The following is a 20,919-nucleotide window of genomic DNA, read 5'->3' on the forward strand; positions in this document are numbered from 1 at the left end:
CTGACGTTGCTCTAGGCCACGGTTCTATGTGCCACGCGCGGGAACCGGTATGGTAGGGCATTCTGTGAGCTCCGAAGGGTGTGTTGTTGGAAACAGTAGGTGACATCGCCCGCACCGCCCAGCAAATCTAACTGCAGGCAGGTGTAAGCCACGCCATACCTCCGGCCAATGTCACCTATATGGAACCCGAAGATCGCGAGGCCATAATCCGCTGGTTCCGCAACGCCGGTTCCTGATCACGAGACCCAGCGACCACACATATCGCAAAAGTGGCATCTCGTTCGATAATGTCTTTTCCTCTCGGACGTCTGATGTTCTAAAGTGAAATTAATCAGCCGTTTCTGTGCACAAAACGGCGAAATTCATTTCGACTTGGGGCAGTTGGAGCTATCAGATGCCGAGGAGCAGGCCACGAGCCTTTGTGAAGAATTGCCTTCTCGGCGCGCTTGCAATTTCCTTGCCGACCTCTCTGGCCGCATTGGAAACGACCCTGTCGGTTCCGGGTGGGTCCGAAGAGCTTGTCGAGCGTCTGGAAGAGACCTCTTCGGTCACGACCGCAGAATCCCGTGGATTGGACACTCCGCTGGAGATCCTTTCGGCGGCCCTGTCTGACTACCGCACGATCGTTCAGATTCTGTATGACGAAGGGTACTTCAGCCCCGTCGTCAGCATAAAACTGGATGGGCAAGAGGCGGCTGAACTCAGCTCGCTCAGCGTACCGGCGCAAATCAACCGGGCCGTCATCACGATCAACACCGGTCCCAAGTTCACCTTTGGTGAGGCGATCGTGCAACCAGTGGCGCCCGAGACGGTACTGCCGGAAGAATTCGCCATTGGTAAGCTGGCCACAACCGGCGCCATTCAGCAGGCAACCTCTGCCGGTGTGCAGGGCTGGCGAAACGCGGGTCATGCCAAGGCCGGGGTTGAGGGCCAGAAGGTCATCGCGCGCCACGCGCAGGCCAAGCTGGACGCCGAAGTCGACCTCGCCCCCGGCCCCCGCCTGCGATTTGGCAAGATGTTTATCAAGGGCGACACGGATGTGCGCCATCGGTCGATTGAAAAGATCGCAGGGTTTCCGGCAGGTGAGGTGTTCTCTCCGGAAAAAATCCAGAAAGTCGGCACTCGGTTGCGACGGACCGGAACGTTCAATGTCGTTGCAATTGAAGAGCGGGAAAATCCAAACCCGGACGGGACCCTGGATTTCGACGCAACGTTCGAGGACTTGCCCAAACGCCAGCTAACTTTCGGGTTCGAAATCGCATCGCGCGACGGGATAGACGTGACCACAACCTGGACACATCGCAACGTGTTCCGGCGGGCCGAACGTCTCCGGTTCGAGGCTGCCATTCGCAACATCGGCGGATCCGAGGATATCGACGGCCGGATCGGTTTGCGCCTGGATCAGCCCGACCGGCTGGGCCCCGATGACAGTACATTCTGGAACGCCATTCTGGAGCGGCGAAACACCGACAACTACAATGTGACGCGCGCCTCGCTGGGCTATGGTGCCCGGCGCACGTTTTCCGATCGCCTGTACGCCGAAGCTTCGGCCGGGTTTCAGTGGTCCAGCGCTGACGACGCCTACGGTGACGACCGCAGGTTTCGGTATTTTATCATCCCCTTCCGGTCGGAATGGGATCAGCGCGACAGCAAAGTCAGTGCAACGCGCGGGTATTATCTGGATTCTCAGATCATGCCATTTGCCGGGCTGTCCGACACCGAAAGCGGCATCCGCCTGTTTTTTGACGGGCGCAGTTATACCAGCCTTGGCACCGGCGGCAGGATTGTTCTGGCGGGCCGTGTCCAACTTGGATCGGTTATCGGGCCGTCCCCTGACGGCGTAACGCCGGATTTCCTGTTCTTCTCGGGCGGTGCCGGGACGGTGCGCGGTCAACCTTATGAAAGTCTCGGCATCCCTGTTGGCACCGGTGTCGCGGGCGGCAAGTCCTTCCTTGGGCTGTCCGCCGAGGTTCGCGGCAAAGTAACCGAAGCAATATCCCTCGTCGGGTTTTACGACTACGGTACAGTGGACACGTCATCATTTATCGGCAGCGGCGCAGAATACCACTCCGGTGCCGGGCTGGGTGTTCGGTATGATCTTGGCGGCTTTGGCCCACTTCGACTGGATCTTGCCGTGCCGGTTCAGGGTGACACAGGGAACGGTCTGCAATTTTACATCGGGATCGGACAAGCATTTTGATTGGACGTCACGCATATCCCCTGGTGATCACAGGACTAATAATATCCTCCCCCCTGCCTGTTGCTGCGCAGGACGAAGGCGGCAGCATGTTGGAACGCTTCCTGCAGGACACGCTGTCGGGTGACGACCAGAACGTGACCGTAAAAGGCCTGCAAGGGGCACTGAGCGCCCGCGCTACGATCGAAGAAATAACAGTGGCCGACGATGAAGGTGTCTGGCTGACCATCAAGGACGCCCAGCTGGACTGGAACCGCCTCGCCCTGATCCGGGGCCGGTTCTCGGTCAACGCCTTGACTGCGCAAGAGATCGACATCGCCCGCGCGCCCGGCACCACAACGAAAGAAGAAGCGCCAGCTTCGGCAGAAACCCAGCCATTCCAGCTGCCCGAGCTGCCGGTTGCCATCGAGATCGGTGAAATCCGGGTGGATGACCTGTCCTTGGGAGAGCCGCTGATCGGTGTTGCGGCCGACCTTAGCGTGACGGGTAATCTGTCGCTGGCCGATGGTACGCTGGACACCAATCTGGACGTTATCCGGCTGGATCGCGCGGGCGATGAAATCAAGCTGGTGGCCGGTTTCCAGAATTCGAGCCGTGAGATCAATCTGGACCTGCAAGTGACCGAAGCTTCGGGCGGGCTGATTTCCACCGCACTGAAAATACCAGACAGCCCACCACTTGGTTTGACCGCGAAAGGTGCAGGTCCGCTGACTGACTTCACTGCGGATATCGGCCTAAGCAGCGACAACCAGATGCGTGTCACCGGGCAAGTTCGCCTGCAGGCAGCCGAGGGCGGCGCAGCTGACGGCATCGCGTTTACCACAGATCTGAACGGAGATCTGACACCGTTTCTGGGGCCGGACATTGACCCGTTCTTCGGCCCGAAATCGCGGCTGTATGTGGACGGGCATACCAAGCCCGAAGGCGCGCTGGATATCTCGGACCTGGAACTCACCACGCAGGCTCTGGACCTGAAGGGCGAGTTGCAATTGGGGGAAGGCAGCGAATTGCAACTGGCGGCGCTACAGGGGCGCATCACCCCACCAGATGGGCAAACAGTTGTACTTCCAGTTGCCGGGGGCGACACGTCGATCAAGGCGGCCCAGCTTTCGGCCCTGTTTGATCGCCAGAACGGCAACCTCTGGGATCTAAGCCTGACGGCGAATGAGTTCGCGTCGCCGCAGGCCAAGTTGGGGGACGCCCGGATTACGGCCCAAGGGACGCTGGATCAGGGCGACGTCTTGACGGTCGATGGTGATGTTCAGGCAACGGTCAGCGGCATCGACTTGGCCGATCCTGCCCTGAATTCGGCGTTGGGTGAGCGGATTACACTCGACGGTCAGTTCGACTACAGCAGCGACCAGTCCGTGCGACTGTCCGATTTCGAACTTGTGGGCACTGACTACACGTTGGCGCTGGATGCGCTGATTGACGGCCTGACAAGCGGTCTGACGGTCGACGGCTCCGCATCACTGGAAGCGACCGATTTGGCGCGCTTTTCGGATCTGGTCAAGCTGGACCTTGGTGGGCAGGTTTCGGCCCGGGTCGAAGGAAAAGGCTCACCGCTGGAACGTAGCTTTGACGGCAAAGTGGTGGTTCAGGGCCGCGATCTGTCCACAGGCCGTGACGACATAGATCCGGTGATTACCGGAGAGACGACGATCACCCTGGACGGCAGCCGCGGCACAGACGGTATTACTGTTCGAGAATTCGATCTGGACAGTGAGGCAGCCAAAGCCGTGGCAAGTGGTGTCGTGACGACTCCGGACGGCAACCTGACCATCGATGGCGAGGCACGGGTCAATGCATCGGACTTATCGGTATTTTCGGGCCTGGCCAAGCGCGAACTGGGCGGCGCGCTGCAGGCAACTGTGAACGGCAAAGGTACGGTGCAAACGCTGGAATTTGATGGCACCGCGACTGTGATCGGACAGAATATCAAGACCGGGATGGCCGATATCGATCCTCTGCTGACAGGTAGGACCGAGATCGAATGGGATGGCGCCAGGACCGCCGACAGCATCGACATCCGCAACGCAACCGTGAACGGCAAAGCCTTAAGCGCACAGGTGCAGGCAACGATTGACGACCCGACCGGCGATCTGTCTGCCGATGGGCAAGCGCAACTGAATGTTCCGGACCTGTCTTTGTTTTCCGGCCTTGCAGGTCGTGATCTGTTCGGCTCTGTCGCGGCAAATGTTCAGGGCAGTGGCACCCTGTCCAGCCGGGTTTTCGACATACAGGGCAATCTTGACGCCAACGACATTCAGACTGGCATCGACATCGTGGACAAGCTGATCCAGGGCGAGACGACCCTGACGGTCGACGCCGAAAACGGCGAGCAGGGCCTCGACATCCAGAATTTTCGCCTGAATGGCACAGCCATAACTGCGACGGCATCCGGGAAAGTGAATCGCGAGTCCGGCGGTTTGGACTACTCGGTCAAGCTTGATGATCTGGCTCGGATCATGAATACGATGTCCGGCCCGTTGACACTGGATGGGAATGTGGCCCCGACATCGTCCGGGATTGAGGGTACCGCCAACCTGAACGGCCCCGACAGTTCATATGCCAAGCTTGTGGGTACCGTGGACAGCGACGGTTCTGCGGATCTGGACTTTGACGCCAAGTTCAACCGTATTGAAAGGTTCGTTCCCGAGTTTCCCGGCACCATCGCCGCCAATGGCAGCGCAAAGCGCAACAAGGGTGTCTGGACGATCGATGCCAAGGCCGAAGGTCCGGCCCAAATCAACAGTGACGTTTCTGGCACGTTTGATGAAAACACCGGCGATGCCGATCTTAAGGCGGTCGGCGGTGTAAATCTGGGCATCGCCAACATCTTCATCACACCCAACAAAATCGACGGGAATGCCCGCTACGACCTGACCCTGTCCGGCAAGCCCGCACTGGAATCCCTGTCGGGATCAATCACAACGTCAGGCACTTCTCTGGCAATTCCGGGCGCAGGGCAAACAATCACAGGCATCAGTGGTTCGGTCGAGCTTGCGCAAAGCCGGGCCACAGTTTCGCTCAGCGGCGGTCCCAGAGCCGGCGGCAACTTTACCGTTAGTGGTCCAATCGACCTGACGCCGCCGTTCAACGCCAATGTTACAACCGCGCTCAACAGCGTCGTGCTAACCGATAGATTGCTTTTTGAAACCACCCTTAACGGGCAAATCGCGATGACCGGGGCTCTGGCCGGAAACAGTTCGGTTGCCGGTCAGATCACGTTTGACGAAACCAATATCAACCTGGCGGCTGCGGCGGGGGCCGTGGGCGCCGCGCCCATCCCCGACATCATTCACGTGAACGAAAGCCGGGCCAGCTATGTAACCCGCGAACGCGCGGGCCTTGTCGAGAAGGAAGGCGCGGAAAAAAGCGCGTCTCGTATTGCACTGGACGTCAGCCTGTTGGCGCCGAAGGCCGTTTTTGTTCGCGGCCGTGGCGTCAACGCAGAGCTGGGTGGACGTATACACATTGGCGGCACCACCTCTTCGGTCATTCCGTCCGGCCAGATCGAACTGATCCGTGGTAACTTTGACATTCTTGGGCGCAGGCTGGCGCTGACCAAAGGACTTGTGACGCTGCAAGGCGATTTGACGCCTTATATTGAGTTCGAATCCTCGACCAGCACATCAGACGGCACCGCGACCATCGAAATCGCCGGACCGCTGGACGCACCCGAGGTCGACGTCTTTTCCGACCCTGAGCGTCCGGCAGAAGAAGCCCTGGCCATGCTGCTGTTCGGCAACCGTTTCTCGGAACTGTCGCCGTTCGTGATCGCACAGATGGCCGCGTCCTTGGCACAGCTCAGCGGTGCAGGCGGTGACGCGACCAAAGGGTTGCGAGAGTCGACGGGCCTCGACACGGTCGATATCGGGGCCACTGAAGGCGGTGCGGGACGTTTGGGTGCTGGTGCTTATCTGAGTGACAATCTGTACACCGATTTCACTGTGAATACCGAAGGCGACACCGAGGTGAACCTGAATCTGGACGTCACCGACAACTTCACAGTCAAAGGCACTGTTGACGGTCGGGGGGAAACCGGCGTCGGGGTGTTCTTCTCGCGCGATTACTGAGCAGAGAGCGGGCTATTTCCTGCGAATACCGATCTGCTGGCCGACCTCCGGCACCGGATCCAGACCGGCGTGATCACTCACCATCCGCTGCAGACGTGTAACTGCCCAATCCGGGTAGGGAACCGAACGACCAGTCGTATGGCTGACGTTCATGAACAATGCCTCCTGAGTGGCACAAACTACGCCGTCCTTTTCGGATACCATCTGCGCGAAGTAGTGGCCGCGTTTGTGATCCGCGTCCAGCAGGCGAAACCGGATGCTGAAAGACTCGCCCTCCAGCATCTCGCGCAGGAAATTCATGTGCGATTGCAGGATGTACGGCCCCTGCCCTATTGCCTTGACCTGAGCCTCGCCCAACCCAAGGTGATCCACCATCAACAATTCCAGCGCGTTATCGAAGGCGACGCCGTAATAACCAACGTTCATGTGACCGTTATAGTCGATCCATTCTGGGCGCGCCTTGAACCCTTGGAACTCAACCGGGGCGTCATACGGTCCGTCATGTCCGGCCAGCGTTTCAGGCGTCAGCTGCATCAGGTGCTCCTTCCTGGGTCTCAAAGATCGCAACGGCGCGCACGAAACCGGCCGATGCCCCTTTGATCTTGAATGGGAAGCAGGAAATCTCGAACCCGACGGGCGGCAAAGATTCAAGGTTCGTCAGCTTTTCCATGTGACAATACCCGATATCCATCGACGCCCGATGCCCTTCCCAAATGATCGACGGGTCCTGCGTTTCAGCATACTCTTGCGCCGTCAAAGGAAACGGTGCGTCCCAACTCCAGGCATCGGTTCCGGTCACACGCACGCCGCGTTCGGTCAGATACAGGGTTGCCTCGCGCCCCATGCCACACCCTTTCATCAGGTAGTCGGGCTGCCCGTATCGCGTTCCGGCCGAGGTATTCACGACCACGATATCCAACGGACGCAGGTCATGGCCAATGCGCTTTAGTTCGGCCTCGACATCAGCCGCCGTCACCACATAGCCATCATCAAAATGGCGGAAATCCAGTTTAACGCCGGGGTTCATGCACCATTCCAGCGGAACCTCGTCGATCGTGATGGCCCGCTCTCCCTTGTTCATCGTGGAATGGTGGTGGTAGGGCGCGTCCAGATGGGTGCCGTTATGCGTGGCAATCTGCAACCGCTCGATCGCCCAGCCTTCACCGCCCGGAAGGTCCTCTTTCTTAAGCCCTGGGAAAAATGACATGACCTGTTCGGCGGTCTGATCATGCGTCAAATACTCGATTTCCGGCAGCATGATCGGCGGGTCCGATACGATCCCGGTTTCCAACGGAACGGATAAATCGACAAAGCGGCGCGCCATATGCAACTCCTCCACCAAAGACGGTGACAGGGTTGGCCGCAGTTAACCCGCTGTCAAGCAAAGAAAAAGGCGACCTAGAATGCCGCCTTTCCCAATAACTGTTTGTCGGATCTATTCCGCCGCGATGGCATCTTCGATCTTTTCCACCCGAATGGCCGAGAACTTAAACTCGGGGATCTTGCCGTAGGGGTCGATGGCCGAGTTGGTCAGGATGTTCGCTGCCGCCTCGACATAGGCGAATGGGATGAACACCATGTCTTCGGCAATCGCCCGGTCGGCGCGGGCCATGATCTCAATCGAGCCGCGACGGGTGGTCAGGCGGACCATCTCGCCCGGTTCGATCCCCATTAGCTTGAGCGTCCGTGGGTTCAGCGAACAGTTCGCCTCCGGTTCAACCGCATCCAGAACGTTGGACCGTCGGGTCATCGACCCGGTGTGCCAATGCTCTAGCTGACGGCCGGTGGTGGCGATCATCGGGTATTCTTCATCCGGCGCCTCATCCGGTGGGATGACGCTGGCCGGAGTGAACCGCGCCTTGCCATCCGCACGGGGGAAGCCGTCGCCGAATACAATCGCCTGCCCCGGATCAGTCTCGCTGAGCGACGGGTACGTGATGGTTTCGGTTTTCAGACGCTCCCACGTGATGTTGTTGAGCGAGTTCATCGTCAGCTTCATCTCGTCAAAGACCCGAGACACATCCGTATAATCCCAGTTCAGCCCGATGCGCTGCGCCAGTTCGACGGTGATCTTCCAATCCTCGCGCGCTTCACCCGGAGGTGTCACGGCCGGACGCACCCGCTGTACCTGACGGTTGGTATTCGACACCGTGCCGTTCTTTTCATACAGCGCCGAGGCCGGCAGGATGATGTCGGCATAGTTCGCCGTCTCGGTCAGGAAGATGTCCTGCACAATCATCAACTCAAGCTTGGCCAGAGCATCCCGCGCGTGGTTCACATCAGGGTCGGACATGGCGGGGTTCTCACCCATGATGTACATACCCTTGATGTTGCCCGCATACGCCTGATCAATGATCTCGGTGACCGTCAGACCCTTCTCGTTCGAGAAATCTTCGGAGTCCCACACACTGTTGAATTTCGCGCGGATGCCGTCATCGGTGACCGACTGGTAATCCGGCAGGAACATCGGGATCAAACCCGCATCTGAGGCACCCTGCACGTTGTTCTGCCCCCGCAGTGGGTGCAGACCCGCGCCCGGTTTGCCAACGTTTCCGGTCATCAGAGCGAGGCTGATCAGGCAGCGAGAGTTGTCAGTGCCGTGGATGTGCTGGCTGACGCCCATACCCCAGAAGATCAGACCAGCCTTGGCCTGTGCAAAGGTGCGGGCCACGCGGCGCAGCTGATCCGGTTCGATGCCGCAGATCGGCGCCATCGCCTCGGGCGTGAACTGGCGCAGATGCTCTTTCTCGGCTTCCCAGTTCTCGGTCCAGCGGTGGATGTACTGGCTGTCGTACAGCTCTTCTTCGACGATCACGTTCATGATCGCGTTGAGCATCGAGACATCGGCCCCCGGACGGAACTGCAGCATTTCGTCGGCGAATTTGCGCATGCCAACACCGCGTGGGTCCATCACGATCAGCTTGCCGCCGCGTTTGGCGAACTGCTTGAAGTAGGTCGCCGCAACCGGATGGTTTTCGATCGGGTTCGAGCCGATGATGATCGCCACATCCGCGTTTTCGATCTCGTTGAAGGTCGCGGTTACGGCACCGGAACCGACGTTCTCGATCAGAGCGGCTACAGACGACGCGTGGCACAGACGGGTGCAGTGGTCGACGTTGTTGTGCTTGAACCCCTGACGGATGAACTTTTGGAACAGGTAGGCTTCTTCGTTGGTGCATTTGGCCGAACCGAAGCCTGCTACGCTGCGCGGGTCTTGGTCGCGCAGGGCCGTCAGCTTGGTGGCCGCCAAATCCATCGCCTCTTCCCAGGTCGCTTCGCGGAAATGGGTACTTAGATCGCCGGGATCGACATTCAGGCCCTTCTCTGGTGCGTCTTCGCGACGGATCAGCGGCTTGGTTAGGCGGTGCGGATGGTGGATGTAGTCAAAGCCAAAGCGGCCTTTGACGCACAGGCGGCCCTCGTTTGCGGGGCCGTTGATGCCCTCGACGTATTTGACCTTACCGTCTTTGACCTTCAGCGAGACCTTACAGCCCACACCGCAGAACGGGCAGACGCTTTCGGTCTCAGAATCGTAGTCCTTGCTGTCGCCCTTTTGCTGGTCGTCCAGCAGAGTGGCGGGCATCAGGGCCCCGGTCGGGCAGGCCTGAACGCATTCGCCACAGGCCACACAGGTTGAATCGCCCATCGGATCGTTCTGGTCGAACACCACCTGCGCGGTATGGCCACGACCGGCCATGCCGATCACGTCGTTCACCTGCACTTCACGGCACGCCCGTACGCAAAGGTTGCAGTTGATGCAGGCGTCCAGATTGACGCGCATCGCAACATGGCTGTCATCCAACAGAGGGATTTTCTCGGCCTCTTTCGCCGGGAACCGGCTGTCGCTGACAGCGTTCAGCTTGGCCATGTCCCAGAAATGGCTGGACTTGTCGTGCGCCTCCTCGGGCTGGTCAGCGACCAGCAGCTCCATGACCATGGCGCGTGATTTCTCAGCGCGCTCCGAGTCAATCTTGACCACCATACCGTCCGCCGCGGGACGGATGCACGAGGCGACCAGAGTACGCTCGCCTTCCACCTCGACCATACAGGCGCGGCAGTTACCGTCGGGGCGATAGCCCGGCTGCGGCTTGTGGCACAGGTGCGGAATGGTGAACCCCTGCCCCTTGGCGGCTTCCCAGATGGTCCAGCCCTCGGGCACGGTGACATCCTCGCCGTTCAGGTTGAAGGTGACGGTCTTGTTTGGGCTTGCATCAAGCATGGCTCTGTCTCCCTCAGATTTCGTCAGCGAAATGTTTCATGACCAGGCGGATCGGGTTCGGGGCCGCCTGCCCCAGACCGCAGATCGAGGCATCGCCCATGACCTGACACAGGTCCTCAAGCAGGTCCTGATCCCACTTGTCGGCCTGCATCAGCTTCACCGCCTTTTCGCAACCGGCACGGCAGGGTGTACACTGACCGCAGCTTTCATCCTCAAAGAACCGTAGCATGTTCAGCGCCGCGTCACGGGCCGTATCCTGATCGGACAGAACCACCACGGCCGCAGAACCAATGAACGTCCCGTGCGGTTGCAGCGTGTCGAAGTCCAATGGGATATCATCCATCGACGCAGGCAGCAGGCCCGAGGACGGACCGCCCGGCTGATAGGCTTTGAAGGTCTGACCTTCGACCATCCCACCAGCGGCTTCGATCACGTCCAGAATGGTCGATCCGGCGGGCAGCAGGTAAACGCCCGGCTTTGCCACCCGGCCCGAGACCGAATAGCTGCGTAGGCCCTTGCGGCCATTTTTTTCGGTGCTGTTGAGGCACTCGGGCCCCTCGCGGCAAACTTTGGTGACCCAATACAACGTCTCGACATTGTGCACGAGCGTCGGGCGGTTGAAGACACCAACCTGCGCCACGAACGGAGGACGGTGACGCGGCAGGCCTTTCTTGCCTTCGATGGATTCAATCATCGCGGATTCTTCACCGCAGATGTAAGCGCCGGCACCGCGGCGCAGGTCGATGTAACCCGGCTCAACAATCCCGGCGTATTCCAGCGCAGCAATCTCACGCCGCAGAATCTCCAGCACCGCCGGATATTCGTCGCGCATATAGATGAAGCAGGTTTCCGCCTCGACCGCCCAGGCAGCGATCAGCATCCCTTCGAGGAAGACGTGCGGCGTGCGCTCCAGATAGTAGCGGTCCTTGAACGTACCCGGTTCGCCCTCGTCCCCGTTCACGGCCAGATAGCGCGGACCTTCGTTCATGCGAACAAAACCCCATTTCTTGCCGGACGGGAAACCAGCACCACCCAGACCGCGCAGGCCCGAGGACAGGACGTCTTCCTGCACCTTCTCCCAATCGCCGCTTTCGCGCAGCTCTTTCAGCTTGGCGTAGCCACCGTTTGCCTCATAAGCGGCAAAGGCTTCGTAACCGGGCAGATGGGCGTGGGTGTCGCCCGCAGCAATCGCGGCCTGCACCTTTTCGGGAGTCGCATGGTCGATATGGTTGTGACCGATCTCCAGCACCGGGGCAGTGTCACAACGGCCCATGCAAGGCGCGCGGACAACGCGGACTTCGGACGCGTCCAGTCCGTCTTCCAGCGCTTTTTGCAACTGCTGGGCGCCAGCCATTTCGCAGGACAGAGAATCACAGACACGGATCGTCAGCGCGGGCGGAGGCGTCTCGCCTTCTTTCACCACATCGAAATGGGCATAGAAGGTCGCGGTTTCGTAAATCTCGGCCTGACCGATCCGCATCTCGACCGCCAGCGCGGCGATGTGGTCGGCGCTGATATGGCCGTGTTCGTCCTGAATCAAATGCAGGAATTCAATCAACAGATCGCGGCGGCGCGGGCGGTCGCCCAGCAGGCGATGGATTTCTGCCTGCGCCTCATCCGTGAACTGACGGCCTTTGGGCGTATGCCGCCCTTTGCCTTTACCTGACTTCCAGACGCCCTTTGGCGCGCCTGATGGCTTGGTGTCTAATGGTGCCATGATGCCCTCCGATTGAGGCTCCGTGTCTCATCAGAATAACATATCGTCAAATCGCTTATCGTAATCGCACGATAACGACAGTTTATCACCGTAAAGACGTCACCACCGCGCGTAGGGCCTCAACCGTTGGCAATTCCGGGTCTCGGCTAAGTGTCGCCAGACAAATCGGTTTACTTACAACAGGATCGACCAGAGGCAGAACTTTCGTCCCCTTCAAATCGCCCAAAGCGCGGATCAGGACACGGGGCACAACCGTGGCCGCAAGCCCCTCACGCGCCATGACCATCGAGGCAGTAAAGCCGCTGGTTTCGGCAACCACATGCGGGTGTAGCCCCTGCTCGGCAAAGATGCGGTCAAGGATACGACGGTTCTGCATCTGCGGCTCCAAAAGGCTGATCGGGAATTCGGCCACCTGAGCCCAGGGGATCGGACCGGTTTCTTCGGTCATGTGAGACGGAACCAGCAGAACATAGGTCTCTTCGTACAAAGGCTGTACTTGTCGCAGATCGGTGCCGATGCTGTCGCCATAGGTGATGCCCGCGTCCAGGCTGCCCTCATCCAGTCGGTGTTGGATGGCCGAGGCCGACATGGTTTCGATTCGCGACAAAATACGTGGATGGGCTTGTTGCAGGCGTTTGATCAGCCGCCCCGTGAACGCAATCGCGGTCGGAATCACGCCCAGAATCAATGTCCCGGTGATCTCACCCCGTGCCGCCAGCACCTGCTGCTCTAGCGCCTTGGCGTCGTCAAGAATACGCCTGGCACGGCGCACGATCATCTCGCCCTCTTCGGTCAGCCCCTGAAACCGGTTGGCTCGGCGAACGATGGACACCCCCAGTCGATCCTCAAGGTTGCGGATACGCATCGAGAACGCAGGCTGAGAAATCCCGCACTCCTCTGCCGCTTTTGCAAAGTGCTGAAGCCGCGCCAGCGCGTTAAGAAGTTGAAGGTCGCGGATTTCGATCATGCAGCGGTGTCCTAAAGTCTGGCCAGTCGCACAGTAACGCGTTTGCGTCGCCGTGAAAGCGCTAGTTGTATTCCGGCCATGGCGCTTAGCCGTGGATTGCACTTTGTTCTGCTACGATGACCGCGCTATCATGGAGCGGAGTCGATATGATGGGCGGAGGACTTCAATGGTCAGAGAACGTTTCGGCTTGGGTGCTCGTATCTGGGTGCTGGCGGCGTTGTTAACTTTTTTGGCAGGAGGAGATGCCATGGCACAAGTGAATGACGTTTCTGCGGCAAAAGACCTTTCCCGACAGGCTCTTGAAATGTGGGCCGCAGAGTCCACGATTGACGAGACCATTTTCGCCGAAGGCTATCAGAACCATCAAGCGCCATTGGCTACCGGCGGCACCGGGAGCATCGACCTGACCACATGGGTCGGTATTGTTGAAGCTAACCATAGGACCTTTCCCGACCTGAAGGTCGAGATTTTGGAACAGACCGCCGAAGGCGACCGCGTATCCACCCACTGGCGCTTTTATGGAACCCAGAATGGCACCTATCTCGGGCTGCCCGCCACTGGCCGGTCGGCTGACTGGACCGGCGTTCAGATTGACCGTATTTCCAATGGCCAGATAGCGGAAAGCTGGGTCGTGTGGGATTTCTTCACGCAGCGACAGCAGCTTGGCATGGAAAACTAGGAACGGCGAACAATGTGCGCCCGATCTTCGGCTGGATCGAGCGTTCCTGCATTGATCAGGTGTTGAACAGGAAGTGCATCACATCGCCGTCCTTGACGATGTATCCCTTGCCCTCGGCCCGCATCTTGCCTGCTTCTTTGGCCCCTTGCTCACCATTGGCGGCGATATAATCGTCATAAGCAATGGTTTCGGCGCGGATGAAACCCTTTTCGAAATCACCGTGGATCACGCCTGCCGCCTGCGGTGCAGCAGTACCGGTGCGGATGGTCCAGGCGCGGGCCTCTTTCGGGCCAACGGTGAAATAAGTTTCCAGCTTCAGAAGGTCGTAGCCTGCGCGGATCAGTCGATCGAGGCCGGGCTCTTCCAGCCCCATTTCCTCAAGAAACATCTGGGCCTCGTCGTCTTCCAGCAGGCTGATCTCTTCTTCGATCTTGGCGCTGATGATGACGTGTGAGTTGCCTTGTGCCGCAGCCATCTCGGCAACCTTGGACGAGTATTCGTTGCCGTCGGCCGCTTCTTCCTCGGACACATTGCAAACATAGAGGACCGGCTTGGTGGTCAGTAGCTGCAGCATTTTCCACGCCTTGGCGTCTTCGTCAGACACTTCGACCAGACGCGCGGGTTTGCCGTTTTCCAGCATCGCCTGCGCTTCGGCCAGCAAGCGGTCCTGCTGCTGCGCCTCTTTGTCGTTGCCTTTGAGCTTGCGCACCAGATTGGCGCGGCGCTTTTCGATGCTTTCCAGATCGGCCAGCATCAATTCGGTCTCGATCGTGTCGGCATCGGCCACCGGATCGACGCGACCGTCAACATGGGTTACGTCGCCGTCTTCGAAGCAACGCAGCACATGAGCAATGGCGTCTGTCTCACGGATGTTGGCCAGAAACTGGTTGCCCAGCCCCTCACCCTTCGACGCGCCCTTCACCAAGCCGGCGATATCCACGAAGGTCATCCGCGTCGGAATGATCTGCTTCGAACTTGCAATTGCCGCCAACTTATCCAGCCGGTCGTCAGGCACAGCCACGTCACCCACATTGGGCTCAATTGTGCAGAACGGGAAATTCGCAGCTTGCGCAGCCGCGGTTTTGGTCAGCGCATTGAAGAGGGTCGATTTGCCCACATTCGGCAACCCCACGATTCCCATTTTAAAGCCCATGACGGCCTCCTGCATACCATTCGAGCGCTGCTTCTATGCAGGTCCGGGGAAATACGCAAGCCGGACCACGGAAAGGGCCACTGGTTCAAATTGCAACATCACAAAACCGTTGGGCATACGTGATCTTGCCTGGATTGAAATCGGCACACTAAGCTCACCATGTAAAACGTTGCGATCAAACAAATAGTGAATACATGATATGAAGTATTTTGCTGCAATCACTGCGCTTCTGCTCGCTGCCCAAACAGCGCAGGCGCAATCCATTGTCTTTGGTGCCGGTTTTTCAGATTTTTCAGACAGCCTGTCTGATGATGAAGCCGTAATTTCGATCGAATACCATCACCGGCCATTTCACGAAGCCACGCGTTTTTCCGCCACATGGGGAGGCGCCCTGACCGTTGATGCCGCCTCTGACATTCATGTCGGCATAGGCTTGATCGGAGTCTACGCGTTCACTGACCGCTGGTTCGTCGAAGGCAGTGTCATGCCCGGGTATTTTTCAGAAGGCGATGCGCTTAACGACCTCGGTGGTGAGTTCCAGATTCGCAGCCTGCTGGGCGTCGGCTACACCCTCAACAATGGCAATAGCTTGTCCTTGGCCATTACCCATAAATCCAATGCAAGCACACAGGACGACAACCCGGGCGTTAACTCGGCCTTGCTGCGATACCACTACGCGTTCTGACGCAATCTGCCCTAGGCGGGATTGATTTCCGGTCAAAGTTTCTGCACATCAGGTCTGAACCTGATTGCAAGGACTGCCCATGACCCGTATCGACGCCAAGTTCGCCGCCCTCAAGGAACAGGGAAAAAAGGCCTTTGTCGCCTATATCATGGCCGGAGACCCGGATTTCGATGCCTCGCTGGAAATCGTAAAAGGATTGCCGGGCGCCGGTGTGGACGTTATCGAGCTGGGTTTGCCCTTCACTGACCCGATGGCAGACGGCCCCACAATCCAGGCTGCCGGTCAGCGGGCGCTGGACGGCGGCATGACCTTGCAACGGACTTTGGATCTGGCACGCGCGTTTCGCGAAACCGACGACACCACTCCGATTGTGCTGATGGGGTACTACAATCCGATCTACAGCCGCGGAGTCGACAAGTTCCTTGTCGATGCCAAAGAGGCAGGCATCGACGGACTAATCGTGGTCGACCTGCCGCCGGAGGAAGACGAGGAACTGTGCCTTCCCGCGCAAGCCGCAGGTCTGAACTTCATTCGCCTTGCGACGCCGACCACGGATGATAAACGCCTTCCGCGTGTCCTGCAGAACACGTCGGGCTTTGTGTACTACGTCTCGATCACGGGCATTACGGGCGCGGCAGAGGCCGAAGCCACCAATGTCGGCCCCGAGGTCGCTCGGATCAAATCCGCAACCGATCTGCCAGTTATCGTTGGGTTCGGGATCAACACGCCCGAAAAGTCCCGTGCAATTGCAACCGTGGCCGATGGTGCTGTGGTCGGATCAGCCATCGTCAGCCAGATCGCTGCGGGCAAACCCGCTGCCGAAGTGCTGGACTTTGTAAAAACTCTGGCGGACGGCGCCCATTCGGCCTGATCCCGGGCTTACATTTCAACGCAGTCGACCCCGGTCGGCTGCGTTTTCTATGGTCTAATTGCGCGCGCATTGAACCGCGTTTTCGCGACGTTGCGAGATCTAATGGTAATTGGTAAAGAAAAAGAACCAGTCTTGCGAAAGTCGGAACACATGCCCGTGATTACCAATATTGACGACCTGAAACGCATCTACGAACGCCGCGTACCGCGAATGTTTTTCGACTATGCCGAAAGTGGCAGCTGGACCGAGCAGACGTTCCGCGAAAACAGCTCGGATTTCGAAGACATCAGGCTGCGCCAGCGGGTTGCTGTAGACATGGACGGGCGCTCGACCGCTTCGCAAATGATAGGTGAGGACGTCGCGATGCCGGTGGCACTCGCCCCTGTCGGCCTGACAGGCATGCAGCACGCGGATGGCGAGATGAAGGCCGCAAAGGCTGCCGAAGAATTTGGCGTCCCCTTCACGCTGTCGACCATGTCGATCAATTCAATCGAAGATGTCGCTGAGTACACGACCAAGCCTTTTTGGTTTCAGCTCTATACGATGAAGGATCAGGACTATGTGAGCCGCCTGATTCAGCGTGCCAAGGACGCAAAATGTTCGGCATTGGTGATTACCCTGGATCTGCAAATTCTGGGTCAGCGGCACAAAGATCTGAAAAACGGCCTGTCCGCCCCGCCGAAACTGACCGCCAAGACCATCGCTAACTTGATGACCAAATGGACCTGGGGAATAGAGATGCTGGGCGCGCATCGGCGCGAGTTTGGCAATATCGTTGGTCATGCCGAGGGTGTTTCGGACGCCTCATCTCTGGGCGCCTGGACGGCCGAGCAATTCGATCCCAGCCTCGACTGGAGCAAGGTCGAGAAGCTGATGGAACAATGGGGCGGCAAGGTGATCCTGAAGGGCATTCTGGACGCCGAAGATGCCAAGATGGCAGCCAAGCTTGGCGCCGATGCCATCGTCGTATCAAACCATGGCGGGCGCCAGCTGGACGGCGCACTCAGTTCGATCCGTGTATTGCCCGAGATCATGGACGCCGTTGGCGACGACGTTGAAGTCCACCTGGACAGCGGTATTCGCTCGGGGCAGGATGTTTTGAAAGCTTTGGCGCTGGGTGCAAAAGGCACATATATCGGCCGTGCTTTCGTCTACGGGCTTGGTGCGATGGGCCAAAAAGGCGTAGCTACAGCGTTGGATATCATACACAAGGAACTGGACACCACAATGGCGCTGTGCGGCGAGCGGAATGTAAATAATCTGGGCCGCCACAACCTATTGATCCCCGAAGATTTCGGCGGTCGTTGGCAAAAGTGACCCCGCGTGCCAAGGGGGCGCTGCCCCCGCCGCCCTTTGGGCGACTACTCCGAGGTATATGCAGCCAGATGAAGCAACGGACCCTCAATTCATCTGGCTGATCATCTGGCTGAAAAAACCTTGGAGCGCGAGGCAGAGCCTCGCAAAAACCAGATGGCTCAAAAACCTCTTTCCAAACCAGTTGAATCAAGCTAAGGACGCGGCTTCACGCGGGCATACAGCCTTGGAGGATGCCCGCCCTAACATTTGGAGAATTATCATGGCTGGAGAGATTCCTGATCTCGTAGCTCTGGAACGGACGGGGACAGGCAAGGGCGCCGCTCGTCAAGCACGCCGCGACGGCATGGTTCCGGGCATTGTTTTTGGTGGCGATAAAGAGCCGCTGCCGATTCAGATCCCGTTCAACGAACTGTTCAAGCGCCTAAAAGCTGGCCGGTTCAAGTCGACCCTGTGGAACCTGAAAGTTGACGGCCACGAAGATGTTCGCGTGATCTGCCGCGATGTTCAGCGTGACGTCGTCAAGGACCTGCCGACCCACCTGGACCTGATGCGCCTGCGTCGGACCACCAAGATCGCGCTGTTCATCCCCGTTGAGTTCATCAACGAAGAAGCAGCCCCCGGCATCAAGAAGGGCGGCGTTCTGACCGTTGTTCGTCCGGAAGTCGAACTGATGTGTACCGCAGGTGACATTCCGGAGAAGATCACCGTTGACGTGACCGGAATGAACATCAACGACGTTGTCACCATTTCGGCGGTAGACCTGCCCGCGGGCACCAAGCCGACCATCGACCGTGATTTCGTGATCGCGAACGTCTCGGCACCGACCGGTCTGTCGACCAGCGACGAAGAAGAAGGTGACGAAGCCGAAGTAGCCGCAGACGAAGTTGAAGTCGTCGGCCAGGAAGCTGAAGAATAAGTTCAGTTTCAACTGTTCTGATTTTGAAACGGGGTTCTATCGGAGCCCCGTTTTTTTGTGTCAGATGCGAATTTTCGCATTTGATCGCAGGTTGTGCTAGGTTCGCTGCCAGTGGCCCTGTTGGAAAGCCACAAGCCCATCGATTAGTTCAGTGGAGCCCGCGATTATGAAACGCCAATCCAATTTTCTATCCGCCCTCATTTCAATTACCGTCGGTGCAGTCTCTGGCTCTGCGGCTATTGCCCAGGTGCAGGACACGCTGCCCAGTCAGGAAGACGTCGCCGAACGGTTCACCTCGGATCACTTCTCGCCCTACGCCGGTCGAACCTTCCCGACCAGGCCGCTGTGGGGCGATACGCATCTTCACACCGAGGTGTCCGTGGATGCAGGAACCATGACCCGTCTCAGTCAGGAAGACGCATTTCGGTTCGCAAAAGGCCATGAGGTCACGACGACGCACGGATTGCAGGCAAAGCTCTCTCGCCCACTGGATTGGCTTGTCATCTCGGACCATGCAGAAATGTACGGGCTGATGCCTCAGCTACTTGGTGGGGATCAGAACGTCCTGTCCACGCCACAGGGCAAAGCCTGGTACGACGCGCTGACCAGCAACGACAATGACGTGATCTTTGCCACGGCTATGGAAATCGTGGCGTCGCTGTCCGGAGACGAACCTCCGATCGACAATCCAAAAGCGATCAAGGACGCGTGGCAAGACTACACCTCTCTGGCAGACCAGTACAACGAACCCGGCGTCTTTACAGCGTTGATCGGGTACGAATGGACGTCCGAGGGCGGAGACAATATCCACCGCAACGTGATTTTCAGGGACGGCGCGACCATGGCCAACCAGGTACTGCCGTTCTCGCAATTCGACAGCAAAAACCCCGAAGACCTTTGGGCGCATCTGGCTGGCTACGAAGATCGGACCGGTGGTGACGTTTTGGCAATTCCGCATAACGGCAACTTGTCCAACGGGCGGCTCTTTTCAGTATCGAATTTTGACGGCACTCCATTGACCGAGGAAAACGCACGTTTGCGCGCCCGGTTCGAACCGGTCATCGAAACCACCCAGATCAAAGGTGACAGTGAGGCGCATCCATTCCTCAGCCCGGATGACGAGTTTGCCGACTTCGACACATGGGATGCGTCGAACCTGAACGGCACCGAAGCCAAAAATCAGGATATGCTGCAATACGAATACTCGCGTGAGGCATATAAAACTGGCCTGATGCTGGAAGAGCAGTTGGGCATCAATCCCTACAAGGTCGGCCAGATCGGCTCGACCGATGCGCATACCGGCATGGCCGCTGTGGAAGAGGAAAACTTCTTTGGCAAGCATTCCGGCGTGGAACCTGAGCCCAACCGGTGGGAGCATCTGGTGATCGAGGCCCCCGATCCGGAGTTTTCCATTTATGGATGGAAACAGGCCTCGGGTGGATATGCGGCGGTTTGGGCCACTGAAAACACCCGCGAGGCAATCTTTGATGCACTGGAGCGGCGCGAGGTCTATGGTACCACCGGCTCTCGTATCCTCGTGCGGTTCTTTGGAGGCTGGGACTTTGCCGAAGAGGATGCCCTTTCCCGACTGCCAGCCGATATCGGCTATGCCAAAGGCGTTCCGATGGGGTCAGACTTGCCGAGCAACCCGGGCGACGGCGCGCCAAACTTCCTGATTGCAGCGCTGAAAGACCCCTACAGCGGAAACCTTGACCGGGTTCAGGTCATCAAAGGCTGGTTGAACGCCGACGGGACGCGCGGTGAAAAGGTCTATGATGTTGCGTGGGGCGGTGATCGCACACCCGGAGCAGACGGCAAGCTGCCCGCGGTCGGAGACACTGTAGACGTGGAAAACGCCACCTGGACCAATACGATAGGCGCATCGGAACTGATCACCTATTGGCAGGATCCCAATTTCGATCCGTCACAACGGGCGTTCTATTACGTCCGCGTCATCGAAATACCGACACCGCGCTGGACAGCTTACGAGGCGAAGCGGTTCAATGTTCAGATGGACTCCGACGTGCCAATGACCACGACCGAGCGCGCCTATACCTCACCCATCTGGTACACGCCTGAAGGCTGAGACCCGTCCCTTGCGCCCTGCCCCGGCTGGATT

Annotated in this window: 14 protein-coding genes and 1 pseudogene; 9 read left to right on the forward strand and 6 right to left on the reverse strand. The window is 58.5% G+C overall.

All coding sequences use genetic code 11. From position 1 onward, the window contains the following. Positions 1–2 precede the first annotated feature (2 nt). The 3 genes and pseudogenes from ACR0AA_RS10935 to ACR0AA_RS10945 all read left to right on the forward strand — a co-directional run. Positions 3–236: pseudogene (locus ACR0AA_RS10935) on the forward strand (urate hydroxylase PuuD); the annotation flags it as partial. A 158-nt stretch (positions 237–394) separates the two neighbouring features. After that, positions 395–2,200 carry an autotransporter assembly complex protein TamA gene (locus tag ACR0AA_RS10940; RefSeq protein ID WP_480663071.1) on the forward strand — a complete coding sequence of 602 codons (1,806 nt, stop codon included), beginning with the start codon at positions 395–397 and terminating at the stop codon, positions 2,198–2,200. 86 nt (positions 2,201–2,286) lie between these two features. Continuing rightward, entirely contained in the window at positions 2,287–6,276 is a 3,990-nt protein-coding gene (locus ACR0AA_RS10945) for a translocation/assembly module TamB domain-containing protein (RefSeq protein WP_480756031.1), read from the forward strand. Positions 6,277–6,288: 12 nt separating this feature from the next. Here ACR0AA_RS10945 and ACR0AA_RS10950 read toward each other — a convergent pair whose 3' ends face one another. From ACR0AA_RS10950 to ACR0AA_RS10970, 5 genes are all read right to left on the reverse strand, one after another. After that, positions 6,289–6,810, reverse strand: a complete 522-nt coding sequence (locus ACR0AA_RS10950) for a thioesterase family protein (RefSeq protein ID WP_480663067.1) — start codon at positions 6,808–6,810, stop codon at positions 6,289–6,291. Further along, positions 6,794–7,600, reverse strand: coding sequence for a cyclase family protein (locus ACR0AA_RS10955; RefSeq protein ID WP_480663065.1), 807 nt, complete (start codon positions 7,598–7,600; stop codon positions 6,794–6,796). The genes ACR0AA_RS10950 and ACR0AA_RS10955 overlap by 17 nt, the downstream gene beginning before the upstream one ends. A 111-nt stretch (positions 7,601–7,711) precedes the next feature. After that, a complete protein-coding gene (fdhF, locus tag ACR0AA_RS10960; RefSeq protein ID WP_480756033.1) occupies positions 7,712–10,495 on the reverse strand; it encodes a formate dehydrogenase subunit alpha in 2,784 nt (927 codons plus the stop codon). Between the two features lie 13 nt (positions 10,496–10,508). Continuing rightward, complete coding sequence (locus ACR0AA_RS10965) at positions 10,509–12,212, reverse strand: NAD(P)H-dependent oxidoreductase subunit E (RefSeq protein WP_480663061.1); 1,704 nt, start codon at positions 12,210–12,212, stop codon at positions 10,509–10,511. A gap of 85 nt (positions 12,213–12,297) precedes the next feature. Then, positions 12,298–13,179, reverse strand: a complete 882-nt coding sequence (locus tag ACR0AA_RS10970) for a LysR family transcriptional regulator (RefSeq protein ID WP_480663059.1) — start codon at positions 13,177–13,179, stop codon at positions 12,298–12,300. A 166-nt stretch (positions 13,180–13,345) separates the two neighbouring features. Here ACR0AA_RS10970 and ACR0AA_RS10975 point away from each other — a divergent pair, with 166 nt between their 5' ends. Beyond that, positions 13,346–13,858, forward strand: a complete 513-nt coding sequence (locus ACR0AA_RS10975) for an ester cyclase (RefSeq protein ID WP_480663057.1) — start codon at positions 13,346–13,348, stop codon at positions 13,856–13,858. Positions 13,859–13,913: 55 nt separating this feature from the next. Here ACR0AA_RS10975 and ychF read toward each other — a convergent pair whose 3' ends face one another. Further along, entirely contained in the window at positions 13,914–15,011 is a 1,098-nt protein-coding gene (gene ychF, locus ACR0AA_RS10980; RefSeq protein WP_480663055.1) for a redox-regulated ATPase YchF, read from the reverse strand. A 199-nt stretch (positions 15,012–15,210) separates the two neighbouring features. On the opposite strand from ychF, the gene ACR0AA_RS10985 reads away from it, so the two are divergent. The 5 genes from ACR0AA_RS10985 (at position 15,211) to ACR0AA_RS11005 (ending at position 20,886) form a co-directional block, all read left to right on the forward strand. After that, complete coding sequence (locus ACR0AA_RS10985) at positions 15,211–15,696, forward strand: acyloxyacyl hydrolase (RefSeq protein WP_480756036.1); 486 nt, start codon at positions 15,211–15,213, stop codon at positions 15,694–15,696. 79 nt (positions 15,697–15,775) lie between these two features. Continuing rightward, the gene (gene trpA, locus ACR0AA_RS10990; RefSeq protein ID WP_480756038.1) at positions 15,776–16,567 is read left to right on the forward strand and encodes a tryptophan synthase subunit alpha; all 792 of its coding nucleotides are present in this window, start codon (positions 15,776–15,778) and stop codon (positions 16,565–16,567) included. A 150-nt stretch (positions 16,568–16,717) separates the two neighbouring features. After that, positions 16,718–17,884: an alpha-hydroxy acid oxidase gene (locus ACR0AA_RS10995; protein WP_480756040.1), complete on the forward strand. Its 1,167-nt coding sequence runs from the start codon at positions 16,718–16,720 to the stop codon at positions 17,882–17,884. Positions 17,885–18,143: 259 nt separating this feature from the next. After that, positions 18,144–18,800 carry a 50S ribosomal protein L25/general stress protein Ctc gene (locus tag ACR0AA_RS11000; RefSeq protein ID WP_480663047.1) on the forward strand — a complete coding sequence of 219 codons (657 nt, stop codon included), beginning with the start codon at positions 18,144–18,146 and terminating at the stop codon, positions 18,798–18,800. A gap of 166 nt (positions 18,801–18,966) precedes the next feature. Then, entirely contained in the window at positions 18,967–20,886 is a 1,920-nt protein-coding gene (locus ACR0AA_RS11005) for a DUF3604 domain-containing protein (RefSeq protein ID WP_480756043.1), read from the forward strand. The last annotated feature ends 33 nt before the right edge of the window (positions 20,887–20,919 follow it).

It is taken from the genome of Ruegeria sp. CE8 (genome assembly GCF_056537465.1).